Here is an 18716-nt window from a genome sequence, read left to right on the forward strand (position 1 = left end):
GCCCGCGAGGCAGGCCGGAGACGACGCGGTCCCTCCGCCCGATGGACGGGCGGAGGGACCGTGGACGGGATCGGCTACTCGACGGTGACCGACTTGGCCAGGTTCCGGGGCTGGTCGACGTCGTGTCCGCGGGCGGCGGCGATCTCCGCGGCCAGCACCTGCAACGGCACGGTGGTCACCAGCGGCGCCAGCAGCGTCGGCGTACGCGGCACGTAGATCAGGTGGTCGGCGTAGCGGACCACCGCCTGGTCGCCCTCCTCGGCGATCACGATCGTGCGGGCGCCGCGGGCGCGGACCTCCTGGATGTTGGAGACGACCTTGTCGTGCAGCATGCCCCGGCCCACCGGGGAGGGCACGATGCAGATCACCGGGGTGCCCTGGTCGATCAGCGAGATCGGGCCGTGCTTCAGCTCGCCGGCGGCGAAGCCCTCGGCGTGCATGTACGCCAGCTCCTTGAGCTTCAGCGCACCCTCCAGCGCCACCGGGTAGCCCACGTGCCGGCCGATGAAGAGCACCGTCGGCTCGGACTTCAGCTCCCGGCCCAGCTCACGGACCGGCTCGATCCGGTCCAGCAGCTCCCGCAGCTTGCCCGGCATCTCCTGGAGCTGAGCCACCACCGCGCCCACCTCGTCGGCGAACTTGATGCCGCGCACCTGGGCCAGGTGCAGGCCGATCAGGTAGCAGGCGACGACCTGGGTGAGGAACGCCTTGGTGGAGGCGACAGCGATCTCCGGGCCGCCGTGGGTGTAGAGCACCGCGTCGGACTCACGCGGGATGGTCGAGCCGTTGGTGTTGCAGATCGCCAGCACGCGGGCCTTCTGCTCCTTGGCGTGGCGCAGCGCCATCAGCGTGTCCATGGTCTCGCCGGACTGCGAGATGACCACGATCAGCGTGGACCGGTCCAGCACCGGGTCGCGGTAGCGGAACTCGCTGGCCAGCTCCACCTCGCAGGGGATGCGGGTCCAGTGTTCGATGGCGTACTTGGCGACCAGGCCGGCATGGTACGAGGTGCCGCAGGCGACGATGAAGATCTTGTCGACGTCGCGCAGGTCCTGCTCGCTGAGGCGGACCTCGTCGAGGGCGATCTCGCCGGTCTCGGTGAGCCGGCCCAGCAGCGTGTCGGCGATGGCCTGCGGCTGCTCCTCGATCTCCTTGAGCATGAACCAGTCGTAGCCGCCCTTCTCGGCGGCCGACGAGTCCCAGTCGATGTGGAAGTCGGTGCCGCTGGCCGGCTGACCGTGGAAGTCGGTGATGTCGATGCTGTCCGGGGTGATCAGGACGATCTGGTCCTGCCCCAGCTCGACCGCGTCCCGGGTGTGCTCGATGAACGCGGCGACGTCGCTGGCCAGGTAGTTCTCGCCGTCGCCCCGGCCGACCACGAGCGGCGAGTTGCGCCGGGCGCCGACCACTGCGCCGGGGATGCCGGCGTCGACGGCGAGCAGCGTGAACGCGCCCTCCAGGCGCCCGCACACCACGCGCATGGCGGCGGCGAGGAGCTGCGGGCTGTCGGTCTCACCGGCCGAGCGCAGGTCGGCCAGCGCGCGGGCGATCAGGTGCGCGGCGCACTCGGTGTCGGTGTCGCTGGCGAACTCGACGCCCTCGTCCTCCAGCTCGGCGCGAAGCTTCGCGAAGTTCTCGATGATGCCGTTGTGGATCACCGCGACGCGGCCGTCCGGGGAGAGGTGCGGGTGGGCGTTGCGGTCGGTCGGGCCGCCGTGCGTGGCCCACCGGGTGTGGCCGATGCCGGTGGTGCCGTCGCCGATGCCGATCGGGCTGGCGGCGCAGTCCTCGGGGTTGTCCGCCGCGCGCTCGGAGAGGACCTTCTCCAGGTTCGCGAGCTTGCCGGCCTTCTTCTCGGTCAGCAGCTCGTCCTCGCAGACCACGGCGACCCCGGCCGAGTCGTAGCCGCGGTATTCGAGACGCCGCAGTCCGTCAAGCACTATGCCGAGCGCCGGGCGCGCACCGGCGTAACCCACGATTCCACACATGGTCCGCAGCCTAACCGAGTTTCGCTCATCGCGCGTGCTCGGAAAGCCGGTTAACGATCACAGAATTTGAGCGAACCGAGCAACGGGGATGCCATTACCGGACAAAGCGCCATCCAAGTCGTTCCGCCCGTCCGGACCGGTTCGGGACGCGGCGCGCGGACCGCCGCCCGGGACCGCGCGGCTGACCGCCACCGCCTACATTGAGGCCGGGCGCCGTCCCCCCGGGCCCACCGTTCCGCGGTCGTCCGCGCCGTACCCCTGTGAGCTGAGCCGATGTCCGAGACGACCCCCGCCCCCGAACCGCCCTCCGGACCGAGCGACCCGACCGCAGCGCCGGCCACGCCGCTGCCCTCGTCCTGGACGCCGCCGGACCCGTTGGCCGCCCCGCAGCCGTGGACGCCTCCCGCGCCCTGGTCGCCGCCCCCGGCTCCGAGCCCGTGGGCGGCAGCCGGCCCGGAGAGCGCGTACGGAACCGGCCCGGCCACGTCCCCGAGCGACACGGGCCGGCCGGTGGGCGAACCGGGCTGGGCGGCTCCGGCCGACCCGGCCACCATGCCGCGACCGGCCGTCCCACCGGCCCCCGGCGGTCCCCAGGCTCCCGGGTTCCCAGGCGCGGCCGGGTGGCCGTCCCAGCCCGGCGCCCCGGACCTCCCGGCACCGCCCGGCTGGGCACCGGCCGCCTACCCGCCCGGCCCCCACAAGGCCGGTTCCTACCCGCCCGGCCCGTACCCGCCCGGGCCCTACCCGCCGCCGTACGCGTATCCGGGCATGCCGCCACGACGCGGCGGCAACGGCTGGGCGGCCGGTCTGGTGATCGGCATCGTCACCGTGCTGGCGCTCATCGTCTGCGGCTGCGTCGGGCTGTCCTTCCTCGGCCGGACCATGGGCGGGGGGACGGCCTCCGGCGAGCGGTACGACGACCCGTTCTACGGCGAACCCGACGGGTGGGCCGACGAGCCCACCCCTCCCCCGGCAACGCCGGCCACGGCCCCCTCGGGCGGCCCGGGCCGGTTCACCGTGCTGTACGAGGTGACCGGCTCGGAGGGCGACGCGGAGGTGCAGTTCTACGACGCGAACGGCGACTTCCACCAGCTCGACTCCGTGGACTCGCCCTGGCGGCTGAGATTCACCACAAGCGACCGAGAGCGGGTCCAGATCGTCACAAGCGCCGGACGCGCCGGCCAGGTGACCTGCCGGATAACCATCGACGGCAAGGTCGTCGCCCAGAACTCGGGAAGATGGGGTGTGGCCTGCTTCGGCTGGTGAGCGGTCGGCGGCGGGCCGTAGGCTGACCGCCGTGACGACGACCGATCCCCTGGTGGCCCGGATGCGGCCGTTCGGCACCACCGTCTTCGCCGAGATGTCCGCGCTCGCAGTGCGCACCGGAGCGGTCAACCTCGGGCAGGGCTTCCCGGACACCGACGGCCCGCCGGAGATGCTCGCCGCCGCCGCCGAGGCGCTGCGCACCGGCCACAACCAGTACCCGCCCGGTCCGGGCATCCCCGCGCTGCGCGCCGCCGTCGCCGCGCACCAGCGCCGGTTCTGGGGCCTGGAGTACGACCCGGACGGCGAGATCGTGGTGACCGCCGGGGCGACCGAGGCGATCGCGGCGAGCATCCTCGCGCTCTGCGAGCCGGGTGACGAGGTGATCTGTTTCGAGCCGTACTACGACTCGTACGCCGCCTCGATCGCGCTGGCCGGTGCGGTTCGCCGCCCGGTGACGCTGCGGCCCGGTCCCGACGGCCGGTACGCGTTCGACCCGGACGAGCTGCGCGCCGCGTTCGGGCCGCGTACGCGGCTGGTGCTGCTGAACTCGCCGCACAACCCGACCGGCAAGGTCTTCACCGCCGACGAGCTGACGACGGTGGCCGGGCTGTGCCGGGAACACGACGTGTACGCGGTCACCGACGAGGTCTACGAGCATCTGGTGTTCACCGACGCCGCCACGCCGCACGTACCGCTGGCCACGCTGCCCGGCCTGCGGGAGCGGACGCTGCGCATCTCGTCGGCCGGCAAGACGTTCTCCTGCACCGGCTGGAAGGTCGGCTGGGTGAGCGGTCCGGCGCCGCTGGTGGCGGCGGTGCTGCGGGTGAAGCAGTTCCTGACGTTCGTCAACGCCGGGCCGCTGCAACCGGCGGTGGCGGTGGCGCTCGGGCTGCCGGACGCGTACTTCACCGGGTTCCGGGACGACATGCAACGACGCCGGGACCAGCTCGCCGCCGGCCTGGCCGATGCCGGGTTCGGCGTGCTCGCGCCGGAGGGCACCTACTTCGTCACCGCCGACGTCACGCCGCTGGGCGGCCGGGACGGGGTGGAGTTCTGCCGGGCGCTGCCGGAGCGCTGCGGTGTGGTGGCGGTGCCCACGCAGGTGTTCTACGACGACGTGGAGGCCGGCCGCCGGCTGATCCGGTTCGCGTTCTGCAAGCGATCCGAGGTGCTGGCCGAAGCGGTGACCCGGCTGCGCCGGCTCCGGGAGGACGGATGAGCGACGGGCAGGCCACGCGGCTGCGCCGGTTCGCCGCCCAGCGCGGCTGCGACACGATGCTCTCCGGCGTACGCCCGGCCTCGGTGCCGGAGCAGCTCGTCGCGCTCGGCGCGGCGGCCGGGGACGACCTGCCCGACCTGTACGGCGAGGGCGGGCCGGTGGAAGCGCTGGAGCTGCGGGTCGCCGAGCTGCTCGGCGCGGAGGCTGCCGCGTTCTTCCCGTCGGGCACGATGGCGCAGCAGGTGGCCATGCGGCACGGGGCGGAGCTGACCGGCCGCGCCGGTGTCGGCCTGCACCCGCTCAGCCACCCGCTGACGCACGAGCGGGACGCGTTCGCGCTGCTCGCCGGCGTACGCGCGGTGCGCACCACGAGCGCACCGCGCAACCCGACGGCCGACGAGGTGACGGCGCTGGACGAGCCGATCGGGACGCTCTTCCTGGAGTTGCCGCTGCGGGACGCCGGGTTCGTGCTGCCGACCTGGGACGAGCTGGTCGCCGTCGTCGCGGCGGCCCGCGCCCGCGGCGCCCGGGTGCACTTCGACGGGGCCCGGCTCTGGGAGTCGACGGTCCACCTCGGCTACTCGCCGGCCGAGATCGCGGCGCTGGCCGACAGCACGTACGTCTCGTTCTACAAGTCGCTGGGCGGCCACTCCGGCGCGGCGCTGGCCGCCGACGCGGAGCTGGTCCGGTACGCGCGCGCCTGGCGGCACCGCTACGGTGGCACGCTGTTCCAGCAGTGGCCGGCTGCGCTCGCAGCGCTCGCCGGGCTGAACCGGGAGCTGCCCCGCCTCCCCGGGTACGTGGCGCACGCGAGGGTGGTGGCCGAGGCGCTGGCCGCCCTGCCCGGCGCCCGGGTGTACCCGGCACCACCGCACACCCACCAGTTCTGGTTCTGGCTGCCGAATCCGGCGGCCGTGCTGGACGCGGCCAACCTGGCGCTGGCCGAGGAGGAACGCGCGTGGTTCGTCGGCGGGTGGCGCGACACCGAGGTGCCCGGGCTGGCGCTGGCCGAGGTGACGGTGGCCGGGCCGGCGCAGGAGCTGGACGCCGACGCGGTGGCCGACCTGGCCGCCCGCTTCCTGCGCCGGGTCCGGACGAGCTGACCGGCGGGTCGCCGGAGCAGGCGGCCGGTTCGGTCAGGCGGCCGGGCTGGCGGTGCGGACGTGCTCGGCGATGCGCTCGGCGACCTCGCGCGCGACGGTCTCGGTGGCCGCCTCGACCATGACCCGAACCAGCGGCTCGGTGCCGGAGGGCCGCAGCAGCACCCGGCCGGTCTCGCCCAGTTCCGCCTCGGCGCGCTCGACCTCGGCGCGGACGGCGGGCGCGGCGGCGCCGACGGTACGGTCGCCGACCGGCACGTTGATCAGCACCTGGGGCAGCTTGGTGACCACGGCTGCCAGCTCGGCCAGCGAGGTGCCGGTGGCGGCCATCCGCGCCATCAGGTGCAGGCCGGTCAGCACGCCGTCGCCGGTGGTGGCGTACGCGGGCAGCACGATGTGTCCGCTCTGCTCGCCGCCGAGCGCCAGGCCGGAGGCGCGCAGCTCCTCCAGCACGTACCGGTCGCCGACCTTGGTCTCGACCAGCCGGATGCCGTGCTCGGACATGGCCAGCCGGAGACCGAGGTTGCTCATCACGGTGGCGACCAGGGTGTCCTGGGTCAGTTCACCGGCGTCCCGCATGGCCAGCGCGAGGATCGCCATGACCTGGTCGCCGTCGACCTCGTCGCCGTCGGCGGTGACCGCGACGCAGCGGTCGGCGTCGCCGTCGTGGGCGATGCCGAGGTGGGCGCCGTGCTCGACCACGGCGGCGCGCAGCGCCTCGATGTGGTTGGAGCCGCACTCGTCGTTGATGTTGAGCCCGTCCGGCTCGGCGTGGATGGCGATCACCTCGGCGCCGGCCTCCCGGTAGGCGACCGGGGCGACGTCGGCCGCCGCGCCGTTGGCGCAGTCGACCACGACCTTGATCCCGTCGAGGCGGTGCGGCACGGTGCCGACCAGGTGCTGCACGTAGTGGTCGGCGCCGTCGAGCAGGTCGTGCACCCGGCCGACGCCGGCGCCGATCGGGCGCTTCCAGGCGGTGGTGGCGTTGGCCTTCACCGCCTCCTCGATCCGCATCTCGATCTCGTCGGGCAGCTTGTGCCCGCCGGCGGCGAACAGCTTGATGCCGTTGTCCGGCATCGGGTTGTGCGAGGCGGAGAGCATCACGCCCAGGTCGGCCTTGGCCTCCGCGGTGAGGAACGCCACCGCCGGGGTGGGCAGCACGCCGACCCGGACCACGTTGGCGCCGGCGCTGGTGAGCCCGGCGACCACCGCCGCCTCCAGCATCTCGCCGCTGGCCCGGGTGTCCCGGCCGACCACCGCGAGCGGCGGATGGCTCTTGTCGGTCTCGGCCAGCGTGTGGGCCGCGGCCACCGCGACCGCCAGCGCCAACTCCGGGGTGAGATCCGCGTTCGCCCGCCCGCGTACGCCGTCCGTGCCGAACAACCGGCCCATACCCGCCAACCTCCGTGGAACTGCCGATGAGAGGAGAAACGCGGAACGGCCGGCCCGCCTCCCGGCGAGGGGAAGCGGACCGGCCGTCCGTCAGAAGTACAAGGCGCCTGTGGTGATCAGCGCTTCGAGTACTGGGGAGCCTTGCGGGCCTTCTTGAGGCCGTACTTCTTGCTCTCCTTGACCCGGGCGTCACGGGTCAGGAAGCCGGCCTTCTTCAGGGCCGGGCGGTCGTCCGGCTCGCTGACGATCAGCGCCCGGGCGATGGCGAGCCGCAGCGCGCCGGCCTGGCCGGTGGTGCCGCCGCCACGCAGGTTGGCGATCACGTCGAACGCCTCGGGCTTCTCGGCGGTGACCAGCGGGTCCTTGATGAGCTGCTGGTGCACCTTGCTCGGGAAGTAGGCCTCGAGGTCGCGGCCGTTGCAGGTGATCTTGCCGGTGCCCGGCACGATCCGGACCCGGACGATGGCTTCCTTGCGCCGACCCACGGTCTGGATCGGGCGGTCACCACGGGGCGCGCGCGCGACGGGCGCCGGCGCCTCGGTGGCCTCGGGGGCGACCTCGGTGGCGGTGATGTCGGTCATGCTGCTTCCTTCGCCCGCGCTCACTGCGCGATCTGCTTGATCTCGAACGGCACCGGCTGCTGCGCGGTGTGCGGGTGCTCGGCACCGGCGTAGACCTTCAGCTTCTTGAGAATCTGGCGGCCCAGCTTGTTGTGCGGGAGCATGCCCTTCACGGCCAGCTCGATGGCCCGCTCGGGCCGCTTGGTCAGCAGCTCGTCGTAGCCGACCCGCTTCAGGCCACCCGGGTAACCGGAGTGGCGGTAAGCGACCTTGGTCTGACGCTTGTTGCCGGTCAGCGCGACCTTGCCCGCGTTCACGATGACGACGAAGTCGCCCGTGTCGACGTGCGGCGCGAAAGTCGGCTTGTGCTTGCCACGCAGGAGCGTGGCGGCGTGGGTCGCCAGGCGGCCCAGCACGACATCAGAGGCGTCGATGACGTGCCACTGACGCTCGATCTCACCCGGCTTCGGGCTGTACGTACGCACAGGTCTACCTTGTCTCGTCGTCGGTCTGGGGTCGCGCGCCGAGGTGACCGGGAGTACCCAGCCGGACCAGCGCGCACGAACGACCAAGCGTACCTGATGCGGCACGCCTAAGAATGTCGTACAACAGCAGGCAACGATACCCGGCCGCCCGGCGGCAGGTCAAAACGGGGTCGCGCCCCGCGTGGCCGCCTGCGCGTTCGCCATGGCGCAGGTCACACGCCGACCAGCGTACGCGGCCCGGGGCGCAGGTAGACCACCCAGGTCACCAGGAAGCAGAGCGCGTACCAGCCGATGAACGCCAGGTAGGCGGCGTCCGCCGTGCCGGAGGTCAGGAACGACTGCCGGAACGCCACGTTCACCAGCACGCCGCCGGAGGCGCCGACCGCCCCGGCGATGCCGATCACCGCGCCGGCCAGCCGCCGGGCACGCCGCTGCGCCGCCTCCGGGTCGCCGGTCAGCTCGCTCTCCGCGACGGCCCGGGCCCGGAAGATCGCCGGGATCATCTTGTACGTCGAGCCGTTGCCGATGCCGGAGAAGACGAACAGCGCCAGGAACCCGGCCAGGTAGAGCGGGAAGGACCGGTCCCGGGCGGCGTACAGCACCAGCCCGGCTCCGGCGGCCATCGCCACGAAGTTCCAGAACGTCACCCGGGCCCCGCCCAGCCGGTCGGCGAGCTGACCGCCCACGGGCCGGATCAGCGACCCGATCAGCGGGCCCAGGAAGGTCAGCCAGGCCGCGTCGACGGGCGTCGGGAACCGGTCGTGGAACTGGAGCTGGAGCACCTGGCCGAAGGCGAACCCGAAGCCGATGAACGAGCCGAACGTGCCCACGTAGAGCAGCGACATCACCCAGGTGTGCGGCTCGCGGGCGGCCGCGCGCAGCGCCCCGGGCTCGTTGCGCGCCCCCGGCACGTTGTCCAGCCACCGGGCCGCGGCCAGCGCGGCCAACACGATCAGCGGCAGGTAGACCGCCGGCACCAGCCGGGGGTACGCGGCGCCGGCGGTCGCCAGCACCGCCAGTCCGACGAGTTGCACGGCCGGTACGCCCAGGTTGCCGCCGCCCGCGTTGAGCCCCAGCGCCCGGCCCTTGAGCCGCTCCGGGAAGAACAGGTTGATGTTCGCCATCGACGAGGCGAAGTTGCCTCCGCCGACGCCGGACAGGCAGGCCAGCACCATCAGCGTGGCGTACGACACCCCGGGCTCGATCAGCACGGCCATCGGGACCGCCGGGACGAGCAGCAGCAGGGCGCTCACGATGGTCCAGTTCCGGCCGCCGAAGCGGGCCACGGCCAGCGTGTACGGCAGCCGCAGCACCGCGCCCAGCGCGGCCGGCACGGCGGTGAGCAGGAACTTCCCGGCCGGGTCGATGCCGTACTCGGGGCCCAGGAACAGCACGGTGACGGACCAGAGACTCCACACGGAGAAGCCGACGTGCTCGGCGAAGATCGAGACGTACAGGTTGCGCCGGGCCACCCGGGCGCCGCCGGCCGCCCAGAACGCCGGATCCTCCGGCCGCCATTCGGTGAGCCGGCCGGCGGTGGTGGTGGTGGTGGCCGGCGGCGTGGTCGGTGCGGAAACGAGCGTGCTCACTGACGGACTCCTCCTCGTCGATGACGAGGGCGACGCTCTCAGCCGGTGGTTTCCCCGGCGTGCCCCGCGCGCGTCGGCCCGGCAACGGAGATCGCACGTCCGCCGGACGGCGGCGGTGAGACGGTCACAGCTCCTGGAGGATCCGCAGCGCCCGGCCGACCCGCTGCATGGTCTCGGTGTCGGCCACGTCCACGCACTCGGTGAACCACTTCTTCATCGGCGAGGAGATCCGGTCGGGCATCACCACGTACGGGCCCATCGGCACGGCGAGCGGCGAGTCGCGCAGCAGCGACTCCTCGACCACCTCGGCCACGATCACGATGGGCACCGCTGTGGCGTTGTAGACGTCGGAGCTGATCACCAGACCGAACCGTTCCCGGGCGCCGGAGATGCGCCAGACCTCACCCCTACGCAGCACGCGGACGCCCGCCGAACAGGGCGTCGTCGACGAGCGCGGCCTCCTGCGCGTCGGCCAGGGCGGCGGCTTCCAGATCCAGGCCGGCGCGGCCGACCGCGTCGGCGTGCGCGGTGAAGACCTCGCGCAGCGCCTTCTCCCGGGCGGCCTGGTCCATCCAGGCGGAGAGGGAGAGCCCTTCCCGCTTGGCGAACCGGCGCGCCTCCTCGATCGTCTCGTCGGAGAACGACAGCGTCACCTTGGCGGTCATGCCCAGAAGACTACCCATCGGTATGACCGCCAGTCATCCTCGTCCCCGCCGATCGGGGAATCGGACAGGGCACCTTCAGGGACGACGACCCCCGAAGACCGCGAAACGCCACTCCTTGAAGAAGCAGTCCACGTCCACCAGGCCCGCCTCGGCCAGCCACCGGCACTGCTCGGCCACCGGAGCCGGCCGGTCGTGCCGCATCCGCTCCCGGGCGGCGGCGATCTCCTCGGCGTCGGAGCCCAGCTCGGTGATCCGCGCCGTCCACACCTCGTCGTAGCGGCGGTCCAGCGCCGGGGTGGGCCCGGCCACCTGCTCGGCGTTGACGAACACCCCGCCGGGGACGAGCGCGTCGGCGGCCTGCCGGTACAGCGCCCGCTTGCCGGAGTCGTCGAGGTGGTGGACGGCCAGCGCGGACACCACCGCGTCGTACCGGCCGGCGGGCAGCGGGTCGGCCAGGTCGGCGTGGACCGTGCGGTGCGGCACGCCCCGGGCGGTCAGGTGCGCGGCGGCCACCGCGAGCATGCCGGGAGCGCCGTCCACGAGCGTCAGGCGGACGCCGGGGACGGCCGCAGCCAGCAGCAGGGACAGCAGGCCGGTGCCCGCGCCGAGGTCCAGCACCTCGGGGTTACGCCCGGCGGCGAGCGCGGCGCGCAGCGGGGGCGCGGCCACCTCGACGGCGGTGCCGTAGAAGGCGTCGAAGCAGGGCACCAGTCGGCGCCGGGCCTGGTCGTAGGTGCCGGCCACCGCGTCGAACGCGTCCGTCACGCTCATCCGCTTCTCCCATTATCTAGGACATCTATCCCACATTGTAAACCCCGCGGAAGGCGATGTCGCCTGCGTGCGGTGTGAAGCGCTCGTGACAGGACCGAAACAGAGCAGACCCGGACCGGAAACCGCCCGACGGCACGCTTTTCCGACATGACAGACGGTGCACGCACGGCGACGCGAACGGGGTCGCGCCCCGCCGAGGCCGCCACGCACTGCCCGTACTGCGCCCTGCAGTGCGGCATGGTGCTGCGCGCCACCGGCGACGGTGTCGAGGTCGGCGCCCGCGACTTCCCCACCAACCGGGGCGGGCTGTGCCAGAAGGGCTGGACCGCAGCCGACCTGCTCGACCATCCGGACCGGCTCACCACCCCGCTGCTGCGCGACCGGCCCGGCGGCCACCTGCGCCCGGCGACCTGGGACGAGGCGCTCGACCGCGTCGCCGCCGGGGTCCAGGACGTGCAGCGCCGCCACGGGCCGGACGCGGTCGCGGTCTTCGGCGGCGGCGGGCTCACCAACGAGAAGGCGTACGCGCTCGGCCGCTTCGCCCGGGTGACGCTGCGGACCCGGCACATCGACTACAACGGTCGCTGGTGCATGTCGTCGGCCGCAGCGGCCGGGAACCGCGCGTTCGGGATCGACCGTGGACTGCCGTTCCCGCTCGCCGACCTCGGCCGCGCGGACACGCTGCTGCTGGTGGGCGCGAACCCGGCCGAGACCATGCCGCCGCTGATGCGGCACGTCACCGACCTGCGGGAACGCGGCGGCCGGCTGATCGTGGTCGATCCGCGCGCCACCGCCACCGCCCGCCAGGCAGACCTGCACCTGCAACCCCTGCCCGGCACCGACCTCGCGGTGGCGAACGCGCTGCTGCACATCGCGCTCACCGAGGGCTGGCTGGACCGGACGTACGTCGCGGAGCGGACCACCGGCTTCGACGAGGTCCGGCGGACGGTGACCGGCTACTGGCCGGCGGAGGTGGAACGGCTCTCCGGCGTACCGGTGGCCGACCTGTACGCGACCGCCCGCGCACTGGCCACAGTGGACCGGGCGGTCGTCCTCACCGCCCGGGGTGCCGAGCAGCACGCCAAGGGCGTCGACACGGTCACCGCCTTCATCAACCTGGCGCTCGCCCTGGGCCTGCCCGGGCGTCCCGGTTCCGGATACGGCTGCCTGACCGGGCAGGGGAACGGTCAGGGCGGCCGGGAGCACGGGCAGAAGGCCGACCAGCTCCCCGGCTACCGGCGCATCGACGACCCGGCGGCCCGGGAGCACGTGGCCGGGGTGTGGGGCGTCGACGCGGCCACGCTGCCCGGGCCGGGGGTTCCGGCGTACCAGCTCCTCGACGCGCTCGGCACGCCGTCCGGCGCGCGGGCGCTGCTGGTGTTCGGCTCCAACCCGGTCGTGTCGGCGCCCCGCGCCGCGCGGGTCGAGTCCCGGCTGCGCGATCTGGACCTGCTCGTGGTGGCGGACTTCGTCCGCTCCGAGACGGCCGAGCTGGCCGACGTGGTGCTGCCGGTCGCCCAGTGGGCCGAGGAGGACGGGACGATGACCAACCTGGAGGGCCGGGTGCTGCGCCGCCGGGCACTGCGCGAGCCACCCGCCGGAGTCCGTACCGAGCTGGAGATCCTCGCCGCGCTCGCCGGACGGCTGACCGGCGGACCGCCGCTGCCGACCGACCCGCGCGAGGTGTTCGCGGAGCTGGGCCGGGCCTCGGCCGGCGGGCCGGCCGACTACGCCGGGATCACCTGGGACCGGATCGACGCCGACACCGGCGTCTTCTGGCCCTGCCCGGACCGGGACGGCCCGGACACCCCCCGGCTGTTCGCCGACCGTTTCCCCACCCCGGACGGCCGGGCCCGGTTCCATCCGGTGACCCACCGGCCGGCCGCCGAGCCGGTGTGCGCCGACTACCCGCTGCACTTCACCACCGGCCGGGTGCTCGCGCAGTACCAGTCCGGCGCGCAGACCCGGCGGGTGGCCGCGTTGCGCCGGGCCGCACCCGGCGGCTTCGTGGAGCTGCACCCGGACCTGGCGGCCCGGATCGGCGTGACCGAGGGGACACCGGTACGGGTGGTCTCCCGCCGGGGTGAGCTGCGCGCACCGGCCCGGCTCAGCACGGCGATCCGGCCGGACACCGTCTTCGCGCCGTTCCACTGGCCCGGCGCGCAACGCGCCAACTCGGTCACCAACGACGCCCTCGACCCGGTCTCCGGGATGCCCGAGTTCAAGATCTGCGCGGTCCGGGTGGAGCCGGCATGAACGACCGCATCGTCGTCGTCGGTTACGGCATGGCCGGCGCCCGGCTCGCCGCCGAGCTGCACGCGCGCGGCGGGAACCGGCGGATCACCGTGCTCGGGGCGGAGCCGCACCGCGCGTACAACCGGATCATGCTCTCCACGCTGCTCGCCGGACGCATCGGCGAGCCGGACGTGGAACTGGTCGAAGCCGTCGGGCCGGGCGTCGAGGTCCGCACCGGCGCGGCCGTCACCGCCGTGGACCGGGCGGCCCGGGAGGTGGTCACCGGCGACGGCGGGAGGCACGGGTACGACCACCTGGTGCTCGCCACCGGCAGCCTCGCCGTGGTGCCGCCGCTGCCGGGCCTCGCCCCGCTGCCCGGGCGGGTCGTCCCGTTCCGCACGCTCGGCGACTGCCGGCGGATCCTCGCCGCCGCCGACGGCGCGCGGCGCGTGATCGTGCTCGGCGGCGGGTTGCTGGGCCTGGAGGCGGCCCGTGGGCTCGCCGCCCGAGGGCTCGACGTGACTGTGGTCCACCCGGTCGGGCACCTGATGGAACGCCAGCTCGACCCGCCGGCCGGCGCCGTCCTCGCGGGCACGCTCGCCGGCCTGGGCGTCCGGTCCCGGCTCGGTGTGCCGGCCACCGCGGTGAGCGCCGACGCCGACGGCGTCCGCCTGCACCTGGGCGACGACGAGACGCTCGCCGCCGACCTGCTGGTGCTCTGCTGCGGGGTACGCCCCGACACCGCGCTCGCCGCGGCGGCCGGGCTCGCCGTCGAGCGGGGCGTGGTGGTGGACGACCGGATGAGGACGAGCGACCGGCGGATCTCGGCGATCGGCGACTGCGCGCAGCACGACGGGACGCTGACCGGGCTGGTGGCGCCCGCCTGGGCACAGGCCCGGGTGGTGGCCGACGTGCTGACCGGAGCTGATCCGCTGGCCCGCTACCGGCCCCGCCCGGCGGTGACCCGGCTCAAGGCGGCGGGCATCGACCTGGCCGCGATGGGCGACGTGGCCGGTACCGGCGACCCGGGCGGGCCGGTCGAGGAGCTGACCTTCGCCGACCCGGCCCGGGGCACCTACGCCCGGCTGCGCATCCGGGACGAGCGGCTGACCGGCGCGATCCTGCTGGGCGACAACCCGGCGGTCGGCACCGTCGTGCAGCTGTTCGACAGGGGCGCGCCGGTGCCGGCGGACCGGCGCTCGCTGCTGCTCGGCCGGGCGTTCGGCGCGGCGCCGGCCGGACCGGCCGCGTCACCGGCGCTGATGCCGGACGCCGCGACCGTGTGCCGGTGCAACGACGTGAGCAAGGGCGCGCTGGTGGCGTGCTGGCGGGCGGGCGCCCGGACGGCGGCGGAGCTGTCCGCGGCGACCCGCGCGGCAACCGGCTGCGGCAGCTGCCGGGACGCGGTGGCCGGTATCGCCGGCTGGCTCGCCGAGGCGGACCCGCAGGCAACCGACGAGGTACGCGAGACGGTGGAGGTGGCGGCGTCATGAGCGAGCGGCTGGTCGTGATCGGGAACGGCATGGTGGGGCAGCGCTTCGTCGAGGCGCTGCGGGCCCGGGACACCGGCGGGCGGTGGCGGGTCACGGTGCTCGCCGAGGAACGGCGTCCGGCGTACGACCGGGTGCGGCTCTCGGCCGTCTTCGACGGGGTGGACGCCGACGAGCTGAACCTGCACACCCCCGACGCGGGAGTGGACCTGCGCCTGGGCGAGCCGGCCACCGGCGTCGACCGGGCCCGGCGGGTGGTGACCACGGCGGCCGGCGAGTACCCGTACGACGCGCTGGTGCTGGCCACCGGCTCGTACGCGTTCGTCCCCCCGGTCGACGGCACGGACCTGCCCGGCGTCTTCGTCTACCGGACGCTCGACGACCTGGCCGCGATCCGGGAGCACGCCCGGGGCCGCCGTACCGGCGCGGTGATCGGTGGCGGGCTGCTCGGGCTGGAGGCGGCGAACGCGCTGCGGTTGCTCGGGCTCGCGACGAGCGTGGTCGAGTTCGCGCCCCGGCTGATGCCGGTGCAGGTGGACGAGGCGGGTGGCGCGATGCTCCGGCGGTACGTCGAGGAGCTGGGCGTCACGCCGTACCTCGGAGTGGCCACCACGGCGTTGCGCACCGGGCCGGACGGCGCTGTGGCCGCGCTCGACCTGGCCGACGGCCGTACGGTCGACGCGGAGCTGGTGGTGGTGGCCGCCGGGATCCGCCCGCGCGACGAGCTGGCCCGGGTGGCCGGGCTGCCGCTGGGCCCGCGCGGCGGCGTGCTGGTGGACGCGTCCTGCCGGAGCGCCGACGAGCGGATCTGGGCGGTGGGCGAGTGCGCGGCGGTGGACGGGGTCTGCCACGGACTGGTCGCACCCGGGTACGCCACCGCCGAGGTGGTGGCGGACCGGCTGCTCGGCGGCGCGGCCACGTTCCCCGGCGCGGACACCGCGACGAAACTGAAGTTGCTCGGCGTGGACGTGGCCTCGTTCGGTGACGCGCACGGCGTCACCCCCGGCTGCCTCGACGTGACGTTCACCGATCCGGCCACCCGCTCGTACGCGAAGCTGGTCCTCTCCGACGACGCGCGGACGCTGCTCGGCGGCGTGCTGGTCGGGGACGCGAGCGCGTACCCGACGTTGCGGGCCAGTGTCGGCGGGCCGCTGCCCGCTCCCCCGCTGGCGTTGCTGGCGCCGGCCGGCGACGCGGGCGCCGGTGCGGGCGCGTTGCCCGGCACCGCGCAGGTCTGCTCCTGCAACGCGGTGACCCGGGCCGACCTGGACGCGGCGATCGCCGGCGGGGCGACGGATGTGCCGGCGCTGAAGGCGTGCACCCGGGCCGGTACGAGCTGCGGCTCGTGCGTGCCGATGCTCAAGCAGCTCCTGGACGCCGCCGGGGTACGCCAGTCGACGGCGCTGTGCGAGCACTTCGACCACAGCCGGCAGGAGCTGTTCGACCTGATCCGGGTGCGGGGCATCCGCACGTTCTCCCGGCTCGTCGCCGAGCACGGGCGCGGGAGCGGGTGCGACATCTGCAAGCCGGTGGTGGCCTCGATCCTGGCCTCGCTCGGCACCGGGCACGTGCTCGACGGCGAGCAGGCGTCGCTCCAGGACACGAACGACCACTTCCTGGCCAACCTGCAACGCGACGGCAGCTACTCGGTGGTGCCGCGGATCCCCGGCGGGGAGATCACCCCGGAGAAGCTGATCGCTATCGGTGAGGTGGCGCGCGACTTCCGGCTCTACACCAAGATCACCGGCGGGCAGCGGATCGACCTGTTCGGCGCGCGGGTCGACCAGTTGCCGCAGATCTGGCGCCGGCTCGTCGACGCGGGCTTCGAGTCGGGCCACGCGTACGGCAAGGCGCTGCGCACCGTGAAGTCCTGCGTGGGCGACACCTGGTGCCGCTACGGCGTGCAGGACTCGGTCGGGCTCGCGGTCGCGCTGGAGCTGCGCTACCGCGGCCTGCGCGCGCCGCACAAGCTCAAGTCGGCGGTCTCCGGCTGCGCCCGGGAGTGCGCCGAGGCCCGGAGCAAGGACTTCGGCCTCATCGCCACCGAGACCGGCTGGAACCTGTACGTCGGCGGCAACGGCGGTTTCCGGCCCCGGCACGCCGACCTGTTCGCCACCGACCTGAGCACCGCGGAACTGGTCACCCTGATCGACCGGTTCCTCATGTACTACATCCGTACCGCCGACCGGTTGCAGCGCACCGCCGCCTGGATCGAGGCCATGGACGGCGGCCTGGACCACCTCCGGTCGGTGCTCGTGGACGACTCGCTCGGGCTCTGCGCCGACCTCGACGCGGCGATGGCCCGGCACGTCGCGGGCTACTCCGACGAGTGGCGCGACGTGCTGGAGGACCCGGACCGGCTGCGCCGCTTCACCTCCTTCGTCAACGCGCCCGACGTGCCCGACCCGTCCATCACGTTCACCCAGGAGCGGGGCCAGCCGGTGCCGGCCCGGGGCGCGCCCCCGGACGGCGGACACCGTCGCCAGCCCGTCGTGCTGGGCCTGCCGGAGGTACGCCGATGAGCCCCGTCGTCACGCTGGACTGGACCCCGGTCTGCCCGCTGGACCGGCTCGACCCCGGCCGGGGGGTGGCCGCGCTCGTCCAGGACGTCCAGGTGGCGGTCTTCCGGACCGCCGACGGCCTGTACGCGGTGGACAACCTCGACCCGGTCGGCGGCGCGTACGTCATGTCCCGGGGCCTGCTCGGCAGCCGGGGCGGGGTGCCCACGCTCGCCTCGCCGCTGCACAAGCAGGTCTACGACCTCACCACCGGGCGGTGCCTGGACCTACCGGGCGTGACGCTGCGCCGGCACCCGGTGCGCTGCCGGGACGGCCTGGTCGAGGTGCGGTTACGGCAGGAGGAATGATGCGGGACGAGCTGGCCGGCTTCACCATCGGCGTCACCGCCGACCGGCGGCGCGACGAACTGGCCGCGCTGCTCCAGCGGCGCGGTGCGCGGGTGGTGCTCGCCCCGGCGCTGCGGATCGTCCCGCTGGCCGACGACACCGACCTGCGTGAGGCCACCAGGGCCTGCCTGGAACACCCGCCGGACGTGCTGATGGCCAACACCGGAATCGGCATGCGCGGCTGGCTGGAGGCGGCCGAGGGCTGGGGGCTGGCCGAGCCGCTGCGCAGCACGCTCGCCCGCACGTACGTGGTGTCCCGTGGTCCGAAGGCGACCGGCGCGATCCGTGCCGCCGGGCTGCGCGAGCACTGGTCCCCGGAGTCGGAGAGCTGCGACGAGGTGGTCGAGCATCTGGTCCGGCGCGGGGTGGCCGGCCAGGTGGTGGCGATGCAACTGCACGGCGAGCGGCAGCCCGAGTGCGCCGACGCGCTGGTGACGGCCGGCGCCACGGTGATCGAGGTGCCGGTGTACCGGTGGGCGCCACCGGCCGACCCGGCGCCGCTGCACCGGCTCATCGACCTGGTGGCCGGGCGGCTCGTCGACGCCGTCACGTTCACCTCGGCCCCGGCGGCCGAGGCCCTGCTGCGGGCGGCCGGGGACCGTACCGAGACGGTGCTGGAGGCGCTGCGCGGCGACGTGCTGGCCGGGTGCGTCGGCACCGTCACCGCCGAGCCGCTGGTGCGGCGCGGGGTACCGGTGAGCGCGCCGAACCGGGCCCGGCTGGGCGCCCTGGTCCGCACCATCGTCGAGGAGCTGCCCCGGCGCACGGTCTCGGTGAAGGCGGCCGGGCACGTACTGACGCTGCGCGGGCACGCCGCAGTGGTGGACGGGGAGCTGCGTCAGCTGGCGCCGGCGCCGATGGCGGTGTTGCGGGCGCTGGCCGCGTCGCCCGGGAAGGTGCTCTCCCGCACCGCGCTGCTGCGGACGCTGCCGCGCGGCGCCGACGAGCACGCGGTGGAGATGGCTGTCGCCCGCCTGCGGGCCGGGCTGAAGGCCCCCCGCGTGGTGCAGACGGTGGTCAAGCGGGGCTACCGCCTGCGGGTCGACTGACC

At 74.2% G+C, this 18716-nt stretch carries 16 protein-coding genes; 8 read left to right on the plus strand and 8 right to left on the minus strand.

The genetic code is table 11. The features are described from left to right. Positions 1–74: 74 nt before the first annotated feature. A complete protein-coding gene (glmS, locus tag KSK32_RS07340; protein WP_135242042.1) occupies positions 75–1988 on the minus strand; it encodes a glutamine--fructose-6-phosphate transaminase (isomerizing) in 1914 nt (637 codons plus the stop codon). A 273-nt stretch (positions 1989–2261) separates the two neighbouring features. On the opposite strand from glmS, the gene KSK32_RS07345 reads away from it, so the two are divergent. Genes KSK32_RS07345 through KSK32_RS07355 form a run of 3 tightly spaced genes read left to right on the plus strand, consistent with a single transcriptional unit; the run spans position 2262 to position 5576 of the window. Next, on the plus strand, positions 2262–3254 hold the full coding sequence (locus tag KSK32_RS07345) for an MmpS family transport accessory protein (protein ID WP_216929769.1): 993 nt from the start codon (positions 2262–2264) through the stop codon (positions 3252–3254). A gap of 31 nt (positions 3255–3285) precedes the next feature. Further along, on the plus strand, positions 3286–4473 hold the full coding sequence (locus tag KSK32_RS07350) for a pyridoxal phosphate-dependent aminotransferase (RefSeq protein WP_216929771.1): 1188 nt from the start codon (positions 3286–3288) through the stop codon (positions 4471–4473). Next, positions 4470–5576 (plus strand): low specificity L-threonine aldolase, encoded by a 1107-nt coding sequence (locus tag KSK32_RS07355; protein WP_216929773.1) that lies wholly within the window; start codon positions 4470–4472, stop codon positions 5574–5576. Before KSK32_RS07350 ends, KSK32_RS07355 begins: the two co-directional genes overlap by 4 nt. Before the next feature lie 33 nt (positions 5577–5609). Here the strand turns inward: KSK32_RS07355 and glmM are convergent, their stop codons facing one another. The 7 genes from glmM to KSK32_RS07390 all read right to left on the minus strand — a co-directional run bounded on the left by glmM (position 5610) and on the right by KSK32_RS07390 (position 11035). Further along, positions 5610–6965 carry a phosphoglucosamine mutase gene (gene glmM, locus KSK32_RS07360; RefSeq protein ID WP_216929774.1) on the minus strand — a complete coding sequence of 452 codons (1356 nt, stop codon included), beginning with the start codon at positions 6963–6965 and terminating at the stop codon, positions 5610–5612. A 116-nt stretch (positions 6966–7081) separates the two neighbouring features. After that, the gene (rpsI, locus tag KSK32_RS07365; RefSeq protein WP_018784602.1) at positions 7082–7546 is read right to left on the minus strand and encodes a 30S ribosomal protein S9; all 465 of its coding nucleotides are present in this window, start codon (positions 7544–7546) and stop codon (positions 7082–7084) included. 20 nt (positions 7547–7566) lie between these two features. Beyond that, complete coding sequence (rplM, locus tag KSK32_RS07370) at positions 7567–8010, minus strand: 50S ribosomal protein L13 (protein WP_018784601.1); 444 nt, start codon at positions 8008–8010, stop codon at positions 7567–7569. 212 nt (positions 8011–8222) lie between these two features. Beyond that, a complete protein-coding gene (locus KSK32_RS07375; RefSeq protein WP_216929776.1) occupies positions 8223–9599 on the minus strand; it encodes an MFS transporter in 1377 nt (458 codons plus the stop codon). Positions 9600–9723: 124 nt separating this feature from the next. Further along, entirely contained in the window at positions 9724–10017 is a 294-nt protein-coding gene (locus tag KSK32_RS07380) for a type II toxin-antitoxin system PemK/MazF family toxin (RefSeq protein ID WP_128137390.1), read from the minus strand. Further along, positions 10007–10264 carry a DUF6364 family protein gene (locus KSK32_RS07385; protein ID WP_030501570.1) on the minus strand — a complete coding sequence of 86 codons (258 nt, stop codon included), beginning with the start codon at positions 10262–10264 and terminating at the stop codon, positions 10007–10009. The genes KSK32_RS07380 and KSK32_RS07385 overlap by 11 nt, the downstream gene beginning before the upstream one ends. A 75-nt stretch (positions 10265–10339) precedes the next feature. Then, positions 10340–11035: a class I SAM-dependent methyltransferase gene (locus KSK32_RS07390; RefSeq protein ID WP_216929778.1), complete on the minus strand. Its 696-nt coding sequence runs from the start codon at positions 11033–11035 to the stop codon at positions 10340–10342. A gap of 147 nt (positions 11036–11182) precedes the next feature. Between KSK32_RS07390 and KSK32_RS07395 the strand changes: the two genes are divergently transcribed. Genes KSK32_RS07395 through KSK32_RS07415 form a run of 5 tightly spaced genes read left to right on the plus strand, consistent with a single transcriptional unit; the run spans position 11183 to position 18714 of the window. Further along, complete coding sequence (locus KSK32_RS07395) at positions 11183–13291, plus strand: molybdopterin oxidoreductase family protein (protein ID WP_216929780.1); 2109 nt, start codon at positions 11183–11185, stop codon at positions 13289–13291. Continuing rightward, positions 13288–14763, plus strand: coding sequence for an FAD-dependent oxidoreductase (locus KSK32_RS07400; RefSeq protein WP_216929782.1), 1476 nt, complete (start codon positions 13288–13290; stop codon positions 14761–14763). The genes KSK32_RS07395 and KSK32_RS07400 overlap by 4 nt, the downstream gene beginning before the upstream one ends. Beyond that, positions 14760–17282 carry a nitrite reductase large subunit NirB gene (nirB, locus tag KSK32_RS07405; protein ID WP_216929784.1) on the plus strand — a complete coding sequence of 841 codons (2523 nt, stop codon included), beginning with the start codon at positions 14760–14762 and terminating at the stop codon, positions 17280–17282. Before KSK32_RS07400 ends, nirB begins: the two co-directional genes overlap by 4 nt. After that, positions 17279–17626 (plus strand): nitrite reductase small subunit NirD, encoded by a 348-nt coding sequence (nirD, locus tag KSK32_RS07410; RefSeq protein WP_216929786.1) that lies wholly within the window; start codon positions 17279–17281, stop codon positions 17624–17626. Before nirB ends, nirD begins: the two co-directional genes overlap by 4 nt. After that, positions 17626–18714 (plus strand): uroporphyrinogen-III synthase, encoded by a 1089-nt coding sequence (locus KSK32_RS07415; RefSeq protein ID WP_216929788.1) that lies wholly within the window; start codon positions 17626–17628, stop codon positions 18712–18714. Before nirD ends, KSK32_RS07415 begins: the two co-directional genes overlap by 1 nt. Positions 18715–18716 lie beyond the last annotated feature (2 nt).

This window comes from Micromonospora sp. WMMB482 (assembly GCF_019038635.1).
Taxonomy (GTDB): Bacteria; Actinomycetota; Actinomycetes; order Mycobacteriales; family Micromonosporaceae; genus Micromonospora; species Micromonospora marina.

Bases quoted from the DNA above. Each gene is read 5' to 3' on its own strand.
- rpsI (WP_018784602.1), bottom strand. From the start codon at position 7,546: ATGACCGACATCACCGCCACCGAGGTCGCCCCCGAGGCCACCGAGGCG.
- KSK32_RS07390 (WP_216929778.1), bottom strand. From the start codon at position 11,035: ATGAGCGTGACGGACGCGTTCGACGCGGTGGCCGGCACCTACGACCAG.
- glmM (WP_216929774.1), bottom strand. From the start codon at position 6,965: ATGGGCCGGTTGTTCGGCACGGACGGCGTACGCGGGCGGGCGAACGCG.
- KSK32_RS07415 (WP_216929788.1), top strand. From the start codon at position 17,626: ATGCGGGACGAGCTGGCCGGCTTCACCATCGGCGTCACCGCCGACCGG.
- KSK32_RS07355 (WP_216929773.1), top strand. From the start codon at position 4,470: ATGAGCGACGGGCAGGCCACGCGGCTGCGCCGGTTCGCCGCCCAGCGC.
- glmS (WP_135242042.1), bottom strand. From the start codon at position 1,988: ATGTGTGGAATCGTGGGTTACGCCGGTGCGCGCCCGGCGCTCGGCATA.
- KSK32_RS07395 (WP_216929780.1), top strand. From the start codon at position 11,183: ATGACAGACGGTGCACGCACGGCGACGCGAACGGGGTCGCGCCCCGCC.
- KSK32_RS07385 (WP_030501570.1), bottom strand. From the start codon at position 10,264: ATGACCGCCAAGGTGACGCTGTCGTTCTCCGACGAGACGATCGAGGAG.
- nirB (WP_216929784.1), top strand. From the start codon at position 14,760: ATGAGCGAGCGGCTGGTCGTGATCGGGAACGGCATGGTGGGGCAGCGC.
- nirD (WP_216929786.1), top strand. From the start codon at position 17,279: ATGAGCCCCGTCGTCACGCTGGACTGGACCCCGGTCTGCCCGCTGGAC.
- KSK32_RS07345 (WP_216929769.1), top strand. From the start codon at position 2,262: ATGTCCGAGACGACCCCCGCCCCCGAACCGCCCTCCGGACCGAGCGAC.
- KSK32_RS07400 (WP_216929782.1), top strand. From the start codon at position 13,288: ATGAACGACCGCATCGTCGTCGTCGGTTACGGCATGGCCGGCGCCCGG.